Here is a 15207-nt window from a genome sequence, read left to right as displayed (position 1 = left end):
GATGGAATGCTTGAAGAGGATTGACGCCGATGACCGAGGTTTTGAGTTTCCATAGTAAGCGTTCGCGTTCGCAGTCTGGCAGCATGCTTGCACTAGTGGTGGCAGTTTTCTTGGGTATAGTCCTTGTTTTTGCGATGTTTGGTCTCAGTTACGTGAGGTTATTGGGCAGTCATCATGAACAGGTGACTTCGATACAGGCAGCAGCACTGGCGGCGGCTAATGACTTGAGTCGAATCGTAATCGAAGATGATGCAATTGGTTTTGTTTGTTTGTCGGATTACCCTCCCACTGGCAAAGGTACTTTGGCGCAAGATGGATACTTCTTACCTGTAAGAGGCATTAACACGCTGCTTGCGACAGCGCGGCTTGACTTGATTATTGCCGATCTTCTTCAAGATCCGATCATGCAAAAGTGTGCTGAACGAGATTATGCTCAAGTCAACGTAGTGAAAGACAAACTTGTAGACGAGTTACGAATGTCTATCAGACCCGGTGGCAGAGGTAAAGATATCGATGGTGCCCTGGTCGAACCTCTCAAGGATGCTATAGAGGCATACAATTCCAATCAGATTCGGATGAATGGTGGCAAGTCGATCTTGGTGCCTGGGTCGATGGTGTTGACGCTGGGTTGCATAGAAGATTTGACTACCTCGACTCCTATTCCGAAACCTACGCGCTATGCGAATCTTGATTCGCCAGATAAGCAAGAAGGTGGATGCTACAAAGCGTATGTCAATTGCCGATATAAAGATAAGGATTTTGTCTTTGCAGCCATGTCGAACGCGACTTGTCTCGTAGAGTCAAAAGACTTCAAAGAGAATTTGTCAGATCTTCCCTATTTCATTCCATCAATAGTCCGTTGTGATGCTGTGCAAGAGGTCGAGTATTCGGGACTTAGAGGCGCCGTGGATCAAACCCGGCTGAGGGCCACAGCTAGCGCAGAGCCTGGAGTTGTGTCTGATCGCCCATTGTTCCCTGGTGCCTTGATGCTGACCTTTCCAAATGGATCAATTCACGGACTGACAACGCTCGCTTCTCTGCTCACTAACCCACGACTGGCAAAAGGTCCCGCAGATCGCACTCAGCAGTCCATTCTTGATGATAGTCCTCCGGATCAACTTATCAAAGTCTCGCTTCCGTTGATAAATTTCGCGCGGCCACCGATGGGGCAGCTGCAACGCATAGCAGTGTATGACTGGATCAGGCGCGGCGGATGCTCGATAAATCTGGAATCACTCTTTGCTGCATTCGATTTGCCGTTAAGTGTTGATGGAGAAGCTCACGCAGACATGCTTCGCTTTAACTCAGACGGAAATGTGATTTTGGAGTCGATGAGGATCTCGAAATCTCTTACTCTTCCGGTGAGCCACAAACAATGGTATGCAGTATCTGGTCTCCTTGCTATCGATGAGTCCCTTGGAACTGCATATGATTGCTCCATCCGTGACTTTGTCTACCAACCTGGGCGGATCAACGGTGGTAAACATGCTGGCGAGCCCTTGCGGATTACTGCCGATATGGCTTCTCCTGCTGATACCGATCGCAACTCAATCTCCGAAGACCTGGCAAATGCAGTTCAATTCGATGCGGGACCCATCGGCGGTGCTGTGCGACCCAGCTATTCCAATCCATCAGTCGGCGTTGAGATTAAATTTCGCAAGCGTTCTATTCCGCCGATTTGAACTTTCGATTCAGCAGATTAGGAAGCCAATGCCATCTTCATAAGCTGGGCTTTGACCTGTGGGTTCTTAACGTCGGCAATGATAGCGGCGAAGTTATCTTTGGTGATGAATTGATAGTTTACTTTCAAGCCTTTCATGTCGTGGTTGCCATTGCGCTCGGGTGAGAAATTGCGTTGCAGTGCGCGGGTCAGAGCCATCACTTCATCGATGCTGTGACGCTTTCCATCGGCGCTGAGGATGCGCTCTGCCGATTGGAAAGGTCCTTCGCCTCTGCGAACCGTGGCGAGTGCCATCAGCTTATCGGTTGGTACCGTTGGTGGTGTGATTTCTTGCTTGACTGGCTCAGGTTTTGTCGCGATTTCAGTTACAGCTGCTGCGGTGAGAGCCGCTCCAGCTACCACTGCTGGCTCGATTGCGCGGGCGACTTTGTCGGCGGCTCCCAGTGCGGCGACGGTTCTGTCAGCAGCGACGACTGGTTCGACTGCGGCGACGGTTCTGTCAGCGGCGACGACTGGTTCCACTGCGGCGACGGTTCTGTCGGCAGCGACGACTGGTTCGACTGCGGCGATGGTTCTGTCAGCAGCGACGACTGGTTCCACTGCGGCGACGGTTCTGTCAGCAGCGACGACTGGTTCGACTGCGGCAACGGTTCTGTCAGCAGCGACGACTGGTTCGACCGCCTGAACAACAGGCTTGGCTGCCTGAACAACGGGCTCGACTGCGGCGACAGTTCTATCAGCAGCGACGACTGGTTCGACTGCCTGAACAACCGGCTTGACTGCTTGAACAACCGGTTCAACTGCTTGAACAACGGGCTCGACTGCGGCTACAGATCTATCAGCAGCGACGACTGGTTCGACCGCCTGAACAACCGGCTTGACTGCTTGAACGACCGGTTCGACAGCGGCGACGGTTCTGTCAGCAGCGACGATTGGTTCTGCAACCGCTGCGACTCTGTCTGCAGCAACCAGGCTCTCAACAACTGGCGCAGCGGCTTGTCTTTCCAAAATTGCTGCGGCTGTACGCTCCGCGACTGCTCTGCTCACAACTGTGGCAGCAGCTTCACCAGCGCGAATGCTGGCTGCGAGTGCTGCGCTTCCGCCCAGGGTGTAGATGGTAGCGACGACCGCTGCCACATCAACTGCAGCCTTGCCCAGTGCCTTGATTTCTTCAATAGGGGCAGCGCGGTTTTGATCGACGGCTTCTGTGATCAGGGTGTTGATCTTCTCTTGCATTTCCTGCGGCAGTTGTTTGTTGAGTGCCTGGAACTGTGAGAGCATTCCTTTTTCGATCTGCAGTGCACGCTCTACGGTCTGGGCACTGGCATCGAATGCGAAACGTGTCAGTCCGTCAGTGGTTTTCGCATGTTCGAAAGCTGTTTGGTTTCCGTCACCGACCGGTCTCAAGTAGTTCTGAAATTGAACTTTGTCGGCAGCATCGACCAACGGCATGTAATCGTTCGAGAGATTGCTGTGGTACTTGTTTTCGTAAGCGTTCAGGAGAGCTTTCTTTTGTTCGTCTGTAGTAAGTTTGGCCAGTTCGCCTTGAATGTCTTTGTAAGAGCCGCCGCTCACGACGATGGCGCGCATTCTGTCTTCCAGTCTTTCCTGTCCACTCTGAGCGATGACGTTGTTGAGAATCTGCTTCTCAGAATCATTAAGAAGGTTGGAGAATTGTGCTCTTTGCGCTTCTGGAAGGCGGGCAATGTCCGGGTAGAGTTGGTTTACTGGAACGCCGAATGCAACCTTGTCACCCAGTGGAACGCGCCCTTCCTGGAAGAGCGGGTGGTTGGGTCTCATGGCTGTCGGAATGGCGTCGATGATCGCCGCTTTCATTTTCTTTTCTTCGTCGGTCTGCTCAGTCCATGGCTTTGCCAGTCCTTCTCTGACTTTGGGGTCTGCTAACAGTTTTTCGACCAGGTCAATTTGCTGGCGCGGTGTGGCACCGTCCATAGTGTTCTTCTGAATTTGCTGCAGCGTTGACAATTCGGCTGGCTTGCCAGTTTGAGCAACCTGAGCGAGAACCGACTTGGCGAGATCCTGAGCACCGTTATACATGCTGTTGTTGACGATGTCGTCGATTCTCTTGCGGTAGTCGGCATCTGATTTATACATCGCTGCATCTTTCGGTGACATGCTGGCGATGGCGCTGGCGAGGTCTTTGTCGGAAGCGCCGCCGGTCTGAGTATCTTTGTAGACTTCCCAGACGGTGCGCTTGATGCCCTGCGAGGCTTCGAAGTTCGGAGCGCTGGCTTTGGCTTCAATCATGTTCTGAATGCGGCGGTTTACGTCTTCGTTCTTTTCATAAGTCCATGTCGATGCGAGCAAATCGCGTTTGTAAGCAGGATCTTTCAGGAGCTGATAGTCAGCTGGTGACATGTTCTCGATAGCGCGCATCAAGTCCTGAGTAGTGTGACCGCCACCGAAGCCCAATGTGCTTGGTTTGTCGAGCTCGGCGAGTCTGGAGATGAGGGTCTTGCCGCCGTGTGCGATTTCATCTTCAGTGATGGCGCGTTGCTTCGGGTCCATACCGGCTTCTTTCATCGCCTGTTGAACTTTGTTGTAATAATCAAGGGCGGCGGATTCTTGTTCGTTGGCTGGTTTGCGTCCGCTCAAAGCGAGTTCTTTACCGGCACTGAAATCTTTCTGTTCTTTCGGTGTAGAGCTTGATGCGGCGAGGTCGATGTTTTTTGGATTGTCGAGTAAACCGAAGAGGATGTTGGAGTCGCCTTTGATGATTGTTGGGATGGAAACCTTTCCATCTTTGAGCAAATCGTTGGCGACATCTGCCTGGGTCTGATTGGCGTTGTTGATGAATTTTTCGTTGTACTGTTTAACGAAAGCGGGATCACCGGAAAGCTGTTTGCGAGCTTCGATCGCGGCTGGTGTATCGCCGTTGACTGCGTCGGCGAACATTTTCAAGTCGCCGGAGCCCAGTGCGATGTTAGCCATCTTTTTTACGTCTTCGGCTGATCTGTGATCGACGCCCTGAGTCATGATGCCCAGTACCTGGCGGTTAGCGTCGCTCAATCCAGGAGTTTCGCTGATGGTGCGATCGACGTATGCTTTCTGATAAGCGTTGTAAGCGGCTCTTTCTGTTTCGTTGGCTGGTTGACGTCCGCTCTTAGCGATGTCCAAGCCCAGTGTCAGCTCACGACGTTGCTGTTCTGTGGCATTGGCAGGCACAAGATCGGTAAGAGGCTTCGCGCCATCGACCTTCTGCAGGTCGACAGCCATCTGGGAAATCTGGTCTGAATTCAAGCTACCGACGGCGGCGCGGAGAAGGCGATTTCCTTTCTCAGGGTCGACTTTTGTTGTTTCCATTGCTACTTCGAGGTTGCCGCCGAAATTGGTGCGGTTGTCTGTGCGATTGAGCATTGATTCGACTGTGCGGAAGGCAACTCCATCTCCGCCCAGGTACTTTTTAACATCGTCGCGGAGCTTCGATCCGTAGAGTTGCTCGTATTTGGCTTCGAGGGCGGCGCGGTCTTTTTTGTTGGTTGGGTCGAGAATGTTTTCGACGGTGGCGGCGTCAGGGCTGCTGATTGCACCGAAAAGTTTGGTCTTTGTGAGAGCGGCGTGGAGCAATTCAGCATCTTTCGAGACTGCTTCAGGCGTCAGGGTTTGGGCTTTGCCATCGACCAGCGTCAGATTAGCGACTACGCCTTGCTTGACCAGCGCGGCGGTGTCGGCGGCAGAGCGAGTGGTGTCGGTGCCTGGATCGCGCGTGGTCATGTCGACTACTGGGCGCTGGGCTGGCTGTCTTTCAGCTTTTTCGACTTTTTCGACTTTATCTGACATATAAAATCCTTCGGCAGCCTGCGGGCTATCTGCCGGAGCAAATGATCTAGTAAGGGGCTGGGTTAGTTGGCACTATGAATATAGGTTGCCAACATTACCAGGACATTACCAAACTGTACGGACAGGAATATTTGTCCCTGGGCCCGTCGGTGTCAGATGTCAGAGCGCGGGTCATACGGCAAGAGCCGGCTGCTTTGTGCGGCCGGCTCTTCCTGTGGATATAGTCTGTGCCAGGTTTGTAGTCTGTGCCAGGTTTATTCGCCGTCTGGACCGTCCGGTCCCATGAATCCTGCGTCCGGCGCATCGAATGCCAGCGGTCCCGGACCGTCGCCGTCGAAGCCCAATCTGGGAGCCCCGCCTGGGGCGCCCGGTCCGCCTGGACCTCCAGGACCCTCTGGTCCGGCAGGTCCGCCCGCGCCCATTCTCGGACCGTGGTGATGGTGACCACCCCGACCATGGAAGCCGCCTCCGCCACATCCTCCCCCGTGGCCCCATGACCCGTGGCCGCCGCCAAAAGCATTAGCGATGAGCATGTGATGTCTGAAGTGGTCTTTTTGCTCTGGTGTCAAAAGTGCAATAAAGTCCAACTTGTTGTTCATCTTCTTGGTGTCCAGATCATCTCGGATTGAGTTCATCTGAGACTGTATCGAAAGCACTTCGGACCGGTTGATCTCGGGTTTCGCCAGTGCGGTTCTAAGTTGGCGATGCAATGCTTCCAGCTGATCTCTTTGTGAAGCTGTGGATGACAGATATTTGTCTTTTAATGCTGCCATCTGAATTAGCTGATCATCAGTCATTCTCGGTTTCTTCCAATCATGGTGGTCACCGCCGCCGCCACCAGGACCTTCTGCAATCACATCTGCCCTTGTGCCACTAGATAAAGTGGCATCCTTGTTTTCTACGGCCATTGCTGGAACTGCAAGTAGACCGCCGGCCAGTAAAACGTTGGCGAAAAGTGCGTTTGATAATTTCATTGTAGAACTCCATTTCATGCGTCATTTGTAATTGTGACTGAATCACTTTAATTCTTGGCGTTGTCCTAGATCATTGAAACTCCGGGATGGTTCGACGACGTTACCATTACTACCGATACTGCAATTAAAATCAGCAGAACTAAGAATAAAACAAAGACAGCAATTTTGAATTCCTCGACGGGATATTTTTTGTTGATGTCCAGTTTCGAGTCTACCTCTTTTTTCATGCAGCTCCGTTAGATACGTCGCTTGTTTCGCGAATCAACAGTGCAACTGCCGACATTACTTATCTAATCGCAAGCTCGTAAAGCAGATATGTTTTTTGGAGGGATTTTTGCAAAGGAATTGTAAAGGCTGAAAAGCCCTGAAGCGCAAGTGTTTTGCCGTGGGATGAAGAGTAAAGTCGACACTTCACAGGTTTAATCTCGCGGTCGTGAATTTTATCCTCCGGGCGCTCTTGCTCTACCGCAGTTCGGATAAAATCGAGTGCAGAGAAACTCAAATCAGAGATTGCGTGCGAGGTGCATACATGAGCGAAGACGGTTGCAGAGATGAAAGTCGCGACAACGACTTAGTCGGCGGTTTCACGGAATCATTTGCGCATACTCTGATTCAGGGTCCTGTGGACGGAGTTCGAGACATCGTCAACACTTGTGCCAATAAAGCTGTGATTCCCAAGGTTCAGTTAGTCAAAGAGCCAGAGCGTCATAATGTCGGCTCCGGTGCATGGCAAGCTCAGCGTGTTGGACAGGCTGCCGGGCTCGTATCTATGGTCATCGTAATTGGAAATTTGATCACGAGACGTCGGATTTTTTAAGTCGAATCAATCTTGATCTACGAGAAGTCCGATTTTGGGAGCGAAAGCGGTCCTGATTAAGAAGCGTCGGATTTTTTAGGCGCCGAAGCGACCGGCGCAGTGTTTTCTGCCGCTTGCAGTCGAATTTCGACTTCGAGACCTCTTGGTTGCTTGTTGCGAATCGAGAGCGAGCCGTTGCAAGATTCGATGCAAGTTTGAACTATTGCCAGCCCCAGCCCCGTTCCTCCTGAGCTTCGACTGCGTGAAGGTTCCGGTCTGAAAAATGGTTCGGTGAGATGTTCGAGCGCTGCCGGTGGCACGCCGGGACCATTGTCTGACGTGATTATGCTTATGTCTCTGCCCGCTCTGTTCGCTTTTACCTTTATGTCTCCGTCTGCCGACGCGTAACGCACTGCGTTGCGGAAGACATTGCCGAAAGCTCGCTCCAGCAACATCTGATCTCCCAGCACGCAAAGATCTTTTTCAATGTCTAGTTTCACAATTTGTTCGGATGCTGTTTTAAGTGTCACGCTGCTGAGAAGTTCCGAAAGATTGATCGGCTTCAATTCAATTTCTTTGCCTTGCAGTCCCGCCTTCGAGAAGGCGAGCAATTCGTTTATCAGGTGAGTCATCTCTTCCACTTCTTCTCGAATGTCGTTGAGCATTGATTCTTGTTCGCTGGTGGCAGTAGTTTCGAGCAACTCCAATCCGATTTGCAGGCGCGCCAGTGGTGATGAAAGTTCGTGAGCAATATCGCCAAGAAAGCGTTTTTCGCCCGTCACAAAAGTGTTAAGCCGCGAAGCTAACTGATTTACCGCCTCGCCCATCGAGCCTATTTCGTCCCATTTGTTTACTTTGACTCGTGACTCGAAACGACCTTCAGCAATTTTTTCTGTCACTTTTGTCATTTCGGCAAGCGCCCTTGTAATTCTGTAAGCGAACGGCCACCAGAAAGTTACTGACAAAAGCAGAACGCCGCCAACGAGAATAAGCACTGGTTTGAAATCGAAGAAGACGCCGGTCTGCCAGAGGTTATCGGCAGAGGCAAGCAACGTACCTGGCACGATGTGATTGTTCCGCGAAATCGGAATTCGAATGCCGATCCAGAACTTATCGGGAGCTGTGCTGTGCAAAATGAAGCGACCGCGGAATCGATGTCGCACCGCGCCCGGTGGCGGACCTTCAGGCTGTGACGCATCTGCCGGAGCGGGACCGGGTGGATGAGCACCCAACGGTCCATCTGCGGGAGCTGGACCGGGTGGATGTGCACCCGGCGGTCCATCTGCGGGAGCGGGACCGGGTGGATGTGCGCCCACCGGTCCATCTACGGGAGCGGCACCAGGTGGATGAGCACCCAACGGTCCATCATCTGGTATCGCTCCGGGTAGATGTGCACCCGGCGGCGGACCCTCGCGATCGTTCCCGCCCGGTGCGCCAGGTCCAATGCGACGGCGTCGTACTACCTCGTGCTCAACTGATTCAGGCAGAGTGATCGATTGACCTGCCAGTTGTTTGCCCGAAAAATCAAAAAGATAGAAATCGACGCCGTAGAACTTTCCGAATTCTTCCAGTACATTATTCCACTCGCCTTGCTTGTTTACTTCCAGTTGCTTTTGAATCACCCAGCCGATTGCTTCCACGCGATCGCCCATCGGGCTTGATAAAACTGCGTCCCAGCCCGGACCGAACTTGGTATTGAAGAGAGCTAGAAAGAGCACCAAAAGTAGTATCAAGTGAATCAGCAGAAAACTGATCGTTTGCGCATAGAGTGGAAACCGCACTTTCATCAGAGTTTCTCATTTGGGTGGATCAGCATATATCCTGCCGCACGAACTGTGCGAATAAACTTTGGAGATTTAGGATCGTCGTGCAGCTTTTTTCTCAATGCAGAAACGTGGACATCAATAGAACGATCGTATACGTCGTAGTTTCGATCTCGAATTTCGTTGATCAACTCTTCTCTAGATTTGACGCGCCCTCGCGAATTTGCCAGAACAACGAGAATATCGAATTCCACTGGAGTTAGTGGCAGCGTTTCCTCGTCAAGAAAAGCCACTCGTGCGCCGAGATTGATGCGAATCGGTCCGATCACAATTTCTTGCGCTGGTTGCTCGGCTGTTTCCGGCAGTGGTCGTGTGGCACGACGCAACACGGCGCGCAATCTGGCCAGCAATTCACGCGGTGATGATGTTTTGGGCAAGTAATCGTCGGCACCTAGCTCCAGACCAACGATACGGTCAGTTTCTTCTCCCAGTGAAGTCAGCATCAGTACCGGCGTTGCAATGGATTCACGCAGCTTCTGCAGTACCTCGAACCCATCCATTCCCGGAAGCATCACATCCAGAATAATTGCATGCCAGGAGTCATCTTTAGCTACCTGCACGCCTTCAGTGCCACTGTGCACCGCATGCACTTCGTATCCAAATCGCGACAGATAATCCGAAATCAGGCGACAAAATTTTTCGTCGTCATCGACAAGCAGTAAACGCGTGATTGTGTTCGGTGTTTGCATAGTACGTCCGGTGTTCCATCTTCCGCATCATATCAAGCTTTTGCGTCTTTACAAAATCTTAAAAGAAGGAGGGTTTGTCAACATAATGCCTTTACAGAGATGCTGCTTAATTAGACAGTCGGCGACACCAGTTTGTGTCCAACGAAGTGCAAAACGGCAATCCCTTCGGCGAGAATTATTATGTGTGGACTGGCAATACTAACCTCAGTTGTTTTGTTTCCCCTTGCAGGAATCGGTTTTATTTTTGTTGAGCAGGAATGTAAGGCTGCTCTCAATCAAAGAAAGGAATTTAAGCGTCAGCTCGATGAAATGGAAGCGATTATGGCGCGAGTTCGTGATAACTACGATAATTTCTGAGCGATTTAGATTTTTCGACAGGTGAGATGGAAAATGTCATAAATTTGCCAACAACGCTTGCTAAGGTTGAAGAGTAAAGCGTTTTGGGTTTTCTCCCGCGTCAACAGATTAGCCATCGCCAACTGGGCGTTGGCTTGTCTGCTTTTTTTGCTAATCGCGGTAAACTAGCACAGCAATGCATTTCAAGGCTGCACTGCAGGAGTCGTCAAACGACCTACTTTCAAGCAATAGCCAGTGCATAGCTGGAGTTTGCTCCAGCTCAAAATAACCCAAACAGACAGGAAGATTTCTGTGAAGAATCTGGAAATGCCCAACACGTCGATCAACATTTTCGACCTGGAAGAGGTGGCGAAAACTAAACTTACTACTCTCGCCTACGATTATTATTCTAGTGGTGCCTGTGACGAGAATACATTGCGTGCCAATATGGCAGCATTTCAGGATATCTGGCTGAGACCACGGATGCTCATTGATGTAAGCAATCGCAGCATGGCAACAACAGTACTTGGTCGCAATGTTTCAGCTCCGATTCTGATCGCGCCTGCGGCATTTCAAGGACTGGCTCATGCTGACGGTGAACTTGCGACGGCACGCGCGGCAGAAAAGTTTGGCACCACCATGATTCTAAGCACTCTGTCGAATCATTCGATTGAAGAAGTGCGAGCCGCCACTTCTGAGAACCTCTGGTTTCAACTCTACGTATATAAAGATAAGGACGTAACAAGAAGCCTGGTAGAGAGGGCGGAAGCGTCTGGATATACGGCACTCGTCTTGACCGTCGACTCGCCCTTGCTGGGGCGCCGCGAGCGTGATGTGCGCAACAAGTTCAAGTTACCGGCCGGTCTGGTCTGCAAAAACTTTATCGGAAATTATCTTGAACAGCTTCCGGGTGACTCTGCTGAATCGGGCTTGGCTGCATACATCTCATCCCTGTACGACACGAGTCTGGCCTGGAAAGATCTTGCCTGGTTCAAGTCGATTACGAAACTGCCTGTTCTCGTAAAAGGAATTTTGCGCGGTGATGATGCCGAGCGTGCCATCGAATATGGTGCCGATGGAATCATTGTTTCCAATCATGGCGGGCGTCAGCTCGATACCACTATCCCTACTATTCGCGCTCTTCCTGAAGTGGTGGACGCCGTAGGCGGGCGTGTTGAAATATTTATGGATGGTGGCATCCGTCGAGGTACTGACGTTTTGAAAGCGATCGCGCTTGGAGCGAGGGCTGTCTTAATCGGCCGACCGATGCTCTGGGGGTTGGCTGTGGCCGGTCAAAGCGGGGTACAAACCGTCTTGGAAATGTTGAGATCAGAGTTCGATCTGGCAATGGCGTTGAGTGGATGTCCGACCATCGCCGATATTACACCTGATCTGATCGATGCTAAATATCGCCGATAGAAGTCGCGCCGTGAGTAAAGATAATGACCAATAGAATCGTATCCCTTATCGCCAGTGCCACCGAAATCGTTTACGCGCTTGGTTTCGGCTCTGAGCTGGTTGGACGATCTCATGAGTGTGATTATCCGCCGCAGGTCAAAGATCTGCCGCAATGTACGAGTCCTAAGTTTAAAACTGATGGCACCAGTTATGAAATCGATCAGCGCGTCAAGGCAATCCTTCAGGAAGCTGTGAGCGTATATCGAGTAGATGCAGATCTTCTTGACCAGCTGGCGCCCTCGCACATCATCACTCAAGCGCAATGTGAAGTTTGTGCGGTCAGTTTGAAAGATGTCGAGGCGGCGGCGTGCGAGACGATCAGGTCTCGGCCGAAGATTATTTCGCTTGAGCCGAATTGCCTGGAAGATATCTGGTTGGATATCGATCGTGTCGCGACGTCGCTGGGTGCCAGGCAGACAGGGGTCGAGCTGGTTCGTTCCTACAAAGAGCGGATGGACCAAATCTCGCAGGAGGCTGCCCGAAAGACTGAGAAGAAACCGACTGTCGCCTGCATCGAGTGGATCGAGCCGTTGATGGCAGCCGGAAACTGGATGCCTGAATTGATAGAAATGGCAGGTGGGGTGAACTTGTACGGCGAGGCCGGAAAGCATTCTCCCTGGATGACCTGGGAGCAGGTAGAGAAGGATGATCCGGATTTCATCGTCGTGACGCCCTGCGGTTTCGATATAAAAAGAACTCTTGAAGAGATGCATTTGCTATCTGACAAGCCCAGCTACAAAACCCTCAAGGCTGTGAAGAGCGGGCATGTGTATGTCGCTGACGGTAATCAATATTTCAACCGACCGGGGCCACGGGCTGTTGAATCACTGGAAATCATGGCGGAGATATTGCATCCCACCCTCTTCAACTTCGGTCACCAGGGCACAGGCTGGATTAAGTACTGAGTTGCTGACCAGCCTGCAACTGCGAGCTGACCGTAGTTATCGGCGACATTCTGGCATGGCACACTGCGATTGCCAGGGCGTCTGAAGCGTCGTCTGGCTTGATTATTTCTGGCAAATTTAACAGCTGCGCAATGATTAGTTGCACTGTATATTTCTCAGCTCGACCGTGCCCGGTGAGATGTAATTTGACCTGCATGGGGGTGTATTCATAGGTCGGAAGCCCCATGCACGCCGCCGCTTCGAGAATTACTCCGCGCGCTTGAGCGACAGGAACCAACGTCTTTGCATTCTTGAAAAAGAACAACGCTTCAACAGAAACGACATCAGGCTTATATTCGCTGATGAGACTTAGCATATCTGTTCGTATAATAGAGAGCCTGTCGCCAGTGGTGTCTCTATTCGTCGTTTTGATTATTCCGGATGCGATATAACGGAGCGATGCCTTACCGCCACCACCGGTCGATTGCACCACACCATATCCAACAGTGGCAGTGCCAGGATCTATCCCGAGAATTCGCAATCCTTGTGATTCACTGTTCAGACTAATCGCCTTTCTGTGCCTAAGGTAAACGCCTATAAATCACGGTCACGCAAACAAAGTGTAACATTGTCTCTGGCATCATGAGCGACTTCAATGCAAAGTAGTGAGATCTTAGTCGAGAATCTCGGGCCTACAACTTCTGTGGCCTGGCTACAGCGTTTTTCGTCGTTCGAAAAAATTCCCTTTGCTTTCGCCTTCGGTTGCCTGCTCGGTTTGAGCAGCCCGGGATTCGATCAGTGGTGGCTGGCCTGGATCGGTGTGGCACCACTTCTGGTGCTGTTGCGTGGTTGTGCGACGCGCATGGAAGCTTTTTTGACAGGAATAGCATTCGGCATCGGTTTCTACCTTGTCTCTTTGAGCTGGTACCTCGGTTTGTTTCCGTTGCGGTGGCTTGGTCTTGACGACTGGCTGGGGGTGCAAGCGGCAGGGCTCGTCTGGGCACTGGAATCGATTCACGAAGCTTTGTTGATTGGTGTCTTCTCTCTGCTGGTCTATTGCCTGCCGCTGCGAGCCGGATATTTCCCTCATTTCAAACGTCCGTTTTTCCCATATCTCTTGAGTGTTCCGATTCTCTGGGTGTTCTTCCAATGGGTAATCGGAACGTCTGAGTTTTTTGTCGGCATGCCTGTAAATCAGCTTGCGTACTCTCAATCGCATCAGATGCCACTGATCCAGATCGCCAAGCTGGGTGGAAGTGGATTGATTGATTTCCTGTTGATTTTGTCTAACTGTGTTCTCGCCGAGATATTCCTCGAGTTCAGTGGCGCGGCGCAGAAACTGCAGGAACGCGTCGATCAGATTTCACCAAAAGCCGGCTGTTGGGTTGATGCGCTCGTGGTACTGATGGTGGTGCTGGCTGCTACCAACTGGGGCACGGAGCAAATTCAGGAGAGTGCTTTATCGACGAGACCCGGAGCGGAATCTAACTTCTACAAACAGACGCCTGTGATTCCAGTTGCGATATTGCAGGGCAATGTCACCATCGAAGAAGACAGGTTGAAGACTTCAAAACCGGTTGAGGTGGCGAATCGATATTCCAAACTGGCAACTAATCTTGGTGTGCCGATTATCGCTCTGCCAGAGGGTCTTCTCAACTCAGATCAGATGACACCCGGCAATCTTGCCGGGCGTTTGAAAGGAGTTGCCGCGCATGAAAAGAAAGAGATAATAGTCGGCTCGATTGAAGCGATGCGCAACGGGCTCGTCAACGGTGCTCGGCTGATCGGCACAACCAACAGAGATAACCTCTACGTCAAGCAGCGATTAGTTCCATTTGGAGAGTTCGCCCCTCTTGGTCCACTCGGTCAGACTATCAACGAGCGGTTGCCTCTGAGTCCGGAAGTGTTTTTGAAGTCCAAATCGGCTCGTCCTTTGCGCAGCATCTGGGGCGGTATCGGAGTTTCGATCTGTGTCGAATTGATTTATCCGCATCTTGTTTCCAACGAAGTGCGCCACGGCGCCAATCTGCTAGTAAATGTCTCCAATTTAGGTTGGTTCCATCAGTCCTTTCTGAACCGGCAGATACTCGCCGCTGCTGTCATGCGAGCTGTTGAAAACGGACGCTTTGTGGTGTTGGCAACGAACACCGGAATATCTGCTGTAATCGACCCGACTGGAGTTGTCACCAGCGTTTCCTATCCCGGCAAGCGTGGCTCACTTATAGACACGGTACAATTTCTCTACGGACAAACTCCTTTCAGTAAAATGTGGTGGTTATGAAACGAAGCAATCTGTGGTATCGACTTGCACTTCCGGCGACGATTGTCGCTGCGGCTTTGTTTTCACCTGGATCTGAGGCAGTTGAGGCAAAGATGCCGACAGGAAAAATTGGCGCTAATAATACAGTCAAGCTAGAAGTTGCGCAGACCGAGCAGGAGATCGAACGGGGCTTGATGTATCGCACATCTCTTCCTGAAGATCAGGGCATGGTCTTTATTTTCAACCCTCCGCGCCCTGTCAATTTTTGGATGGCACATTGTTTTATCTCGCTTGACATGCTTTTCATCAAGAACGGCAAGATCATCAAGATTTTTGAAAATGTGCCACCGTGCCGAGCGCAAAATGAACGCGACTGCCCGACATACCCAGCCGGTGCCGGTATCGAGGTTTCTGAAGTGGTCGAGTTGGCGGCCGGATATTCCAAGCGACACAACGTCAAGGTTGGCGACCCTGTAACGTTCGACATGCCGAAATAAGGAGTTTC

11 protein-coding genes are annotated in these 15207 nt (G+C 51.4%); 6 read left to right on the top strand and 5 right to left on the bottom strand.

The features are described from left to right. The first annotated feature begins 29 nt into the window (after positions 1–29). Positions 30–1682 carry a hypothetical protein gene (locus EKK48_29005; GenBank protein RTL35720.1) on the top strand — a complete coding sequence of 551 codons (1653 nt, stop codon included), beginning with the start codon at positions 30–32 and terminating at the stop codon, positions 1680–1682. A gap of 17 nt (positions 1683–1699) precedes the next feature. Here EKK48_29005 and EKK48_29000 read toward each other — a convergent pair whose 3' ends face one another. Continuing rightward, positions 1700–5482 carry a hypothetical protein gene (locus EKK48_29000; GenBank protein RTL35719.1) on the bottom strand — a complete coding sequence of 1261 codons (3783 nt, stop codon included), beginning with the start codon at positions 5480–5482 and terminating at the stop codon, positions 1700–1702. A gap of 254 nt (positions 5483–5736) precedes the next feature. Further along, on the bottom strand, positions 5737–6474 hold the full coding sequence (locus EKK48_28995) for a hypothetical protein (GenBank protein ID RTL35718.1): 738 nt from the start codon (positions 6472–6474) through the stop codon (positions 5737–5739). A 511-nt stretch (positions 6475–6985) separates the two neighbouring features. On the opposite strand from EKK48_28995, the gene EKK48_28990 reads away from it, so the two are divergent. Beyond that, positions 6986–7273, top strand: a complete 288-nt coding sequence (locus EKK48_28990) for a hypothetical protein (protein RTL35717.1) — start codon at positions 6986–6988, stop codon at positions 7271–7273. A gap of 56 nt (positions 7274–7329) precedes the next feature. On the opposite strand, the gene EKK48_28985 is transcribed toward EKK48_28990, so the two are convergent. Both EKK48_28985 and EKK48_28980 read right to left on the bottom strand, forming a co-directional pair. Next, positions 7330–9039, bottom strand: a complete 1710-nt coding sequence (locus EKK48_28985; protein ID RTL35716.1) for a HAMP domain-containing histidine kinase — start codon at positions 9037–9039, stop codon at positions 7330–7332. After that, complete coding sequence (locus tag EKK48_28980) at positions 9039–9764, bottom strand: response regulator transcription factor (protein ID RTL35715.1); 726 nt, start codon at positions 9762–9764, stop codon at positions 9039–9041. The genes EKK48_28985 and EKK48_28980 overlap by 1 nt, the downstream gene beginning before the upstream one ends. 663 nt (positions 9765–10427) lie before the next feature. On the opposite strand from EKK48_28980, the gene EKK48_28975 reads away from it, so the two are divergent. Together EKK48_28975 and EKK48_28970 are read left to right on the top strand one after the other, a co-directional pair. Beyond that, entirely contained in the window at positions 10428–11519 is a 1092-nt protein-coding gene (locus tag EKK48_28975; protein RTL35773.1) for an alpha-hydroxy-acid oxidizing protein, read from the top strand. A gap of 23 nt (positions 11520–11542) precedes the next feature. Next, complete coding sequence (locus tag EKK48_28970) at positions 11543–12463, top strand: cobalamin-binding protein (protein RTL35714.1); 921 nt, start codon at positions 11543–11545, stop codon at positions 12461–12463. Here EKK48_28970 and ruvC read toward each other — a convergent pair. Next, positions 12453–12983 (bottom strand): crossover junction endodeoxyribonuclease RuvC, encoded by a 531-nt coding sequence (gene ruvC, locus EKK48_28965; GenBank protein ID RTL35713.1) that lies wholly within the window; start codon positions 12981–12983, stop codon positions 12453–12455. The genes EKK48_28970 and ruvC overlap by 11 nt on opposite strands. A 114-nt stretch (positions 12984–13097) precedes the next feature. Between ruvC and lnt the strand changes: the two genes are divergently transcribed. Both lnt and EKK48_28955 read left to right on the top strand, forming a co-directional pair. Then, a complete protein-coding gene (gene lnt, locus EKK48_28960; GenBank protein ID RTL35712.1) occupies positions 13098–14723 on the top strand; it encodes an apolipoprotein N-acyltransferase in 1626 nt (541 codons plus the stop codon). Then, a complete protein-coding gene (locus EKK48_28955; GenBank protein ID RTL35711.1) occupies positions 14720–15199 on the top strand; it encodes a DUF192 domain-containing protein in 480 nt (159 codons plus the stop codon). The genes lnt and EKK48_28955 overlap by 4 nt, the downstream gene beginning before the upstream one ends. Positions 15200–15207 lie beyond the last annotated feature (8 nt).

The sequence above is a fragment of the Candidatus Melainabacteria bacterium genome (assembly GCA_003963305.1).
GTDB lineage: Bacteria > Cyanobacteriota > Vampirovibrionia > Obscuribacterales > Obscuribacteraceae > PALSA-1081.
Note: the sequence above shows the minus strand (reverse complement) of the source record. Positions and strands in the feature narration are given on the sequence as shown.

Bases quoted from the DNA above. Each gene is read 5' to 3' on its own strand.
- EKK48_29005 (RTL35720.1), top strand. From the start codon at position 30: ATGACCGAGGTTTTGAGTTTCCATAGTAAGCGTTCGCGTTCGCAGTCT.
- EKK48_28990 (RTL35717.1), top strand. From the start codon at position 6,986: ATGAGCGAAGACGGTTGCAGAGATGAAAGTCGCGACAACGACTTAGTC.
- EKK48_28985 (RTL35716.1), bottom strand. From the start codon at position 9,039: ATGAAAGTGCGGTTTCCACTCTATGCGCAAACGATCAGTTTTCTGCTG.
- EKK48_28970 (RTL35714.1), top strand. From the start codon at position 11,543: ATGACCAATAGAATCGTATCCCTTATCGCCAGTGCCACCGAAATCGTT.
- EKK48_29000 (RTL35719.1), bottom strand. From the start codon at position 5,482: ATGTCAGATAAAGTCGAAAAAGTCGAAAAAGCTGAAAGACAGCCAGCC.
- EKK48_28975 (RTL35773.1), top strand. From the start codon at position 10,428: ATGCCCAACACGTCGATCAACATTTTCGACCTGGAAGAGGTGGCGAAA.
- EKK48_28995 (RTL35718.1), bottom strand. From the start codon at position 6,474: ATGAAATGGAGTTCTACAATGAAATTATCAAACGCACTTTTCGCCAAC.
- EKK48_28980 (RTL35715.1), bottom strand. From the start codon at position 9,764: ATGCAAACACCGAACACAATCACGCGTTTACTGCTTGTCGATGACGAC.
- EKK48_28955 (RTL35711.1), top strand. From the start codon at position 14,720: ATGAAACGAAGCAATCTGTGGTATCGACTTGCACTTCCGGCGACGATT.
- lnt (RTL35712.1), top strand. From the start codon at position 13,098: ATGCAAAGTAGTGAGATCTTAGTCGAGAATCTCGGGCCTACAACTTCT.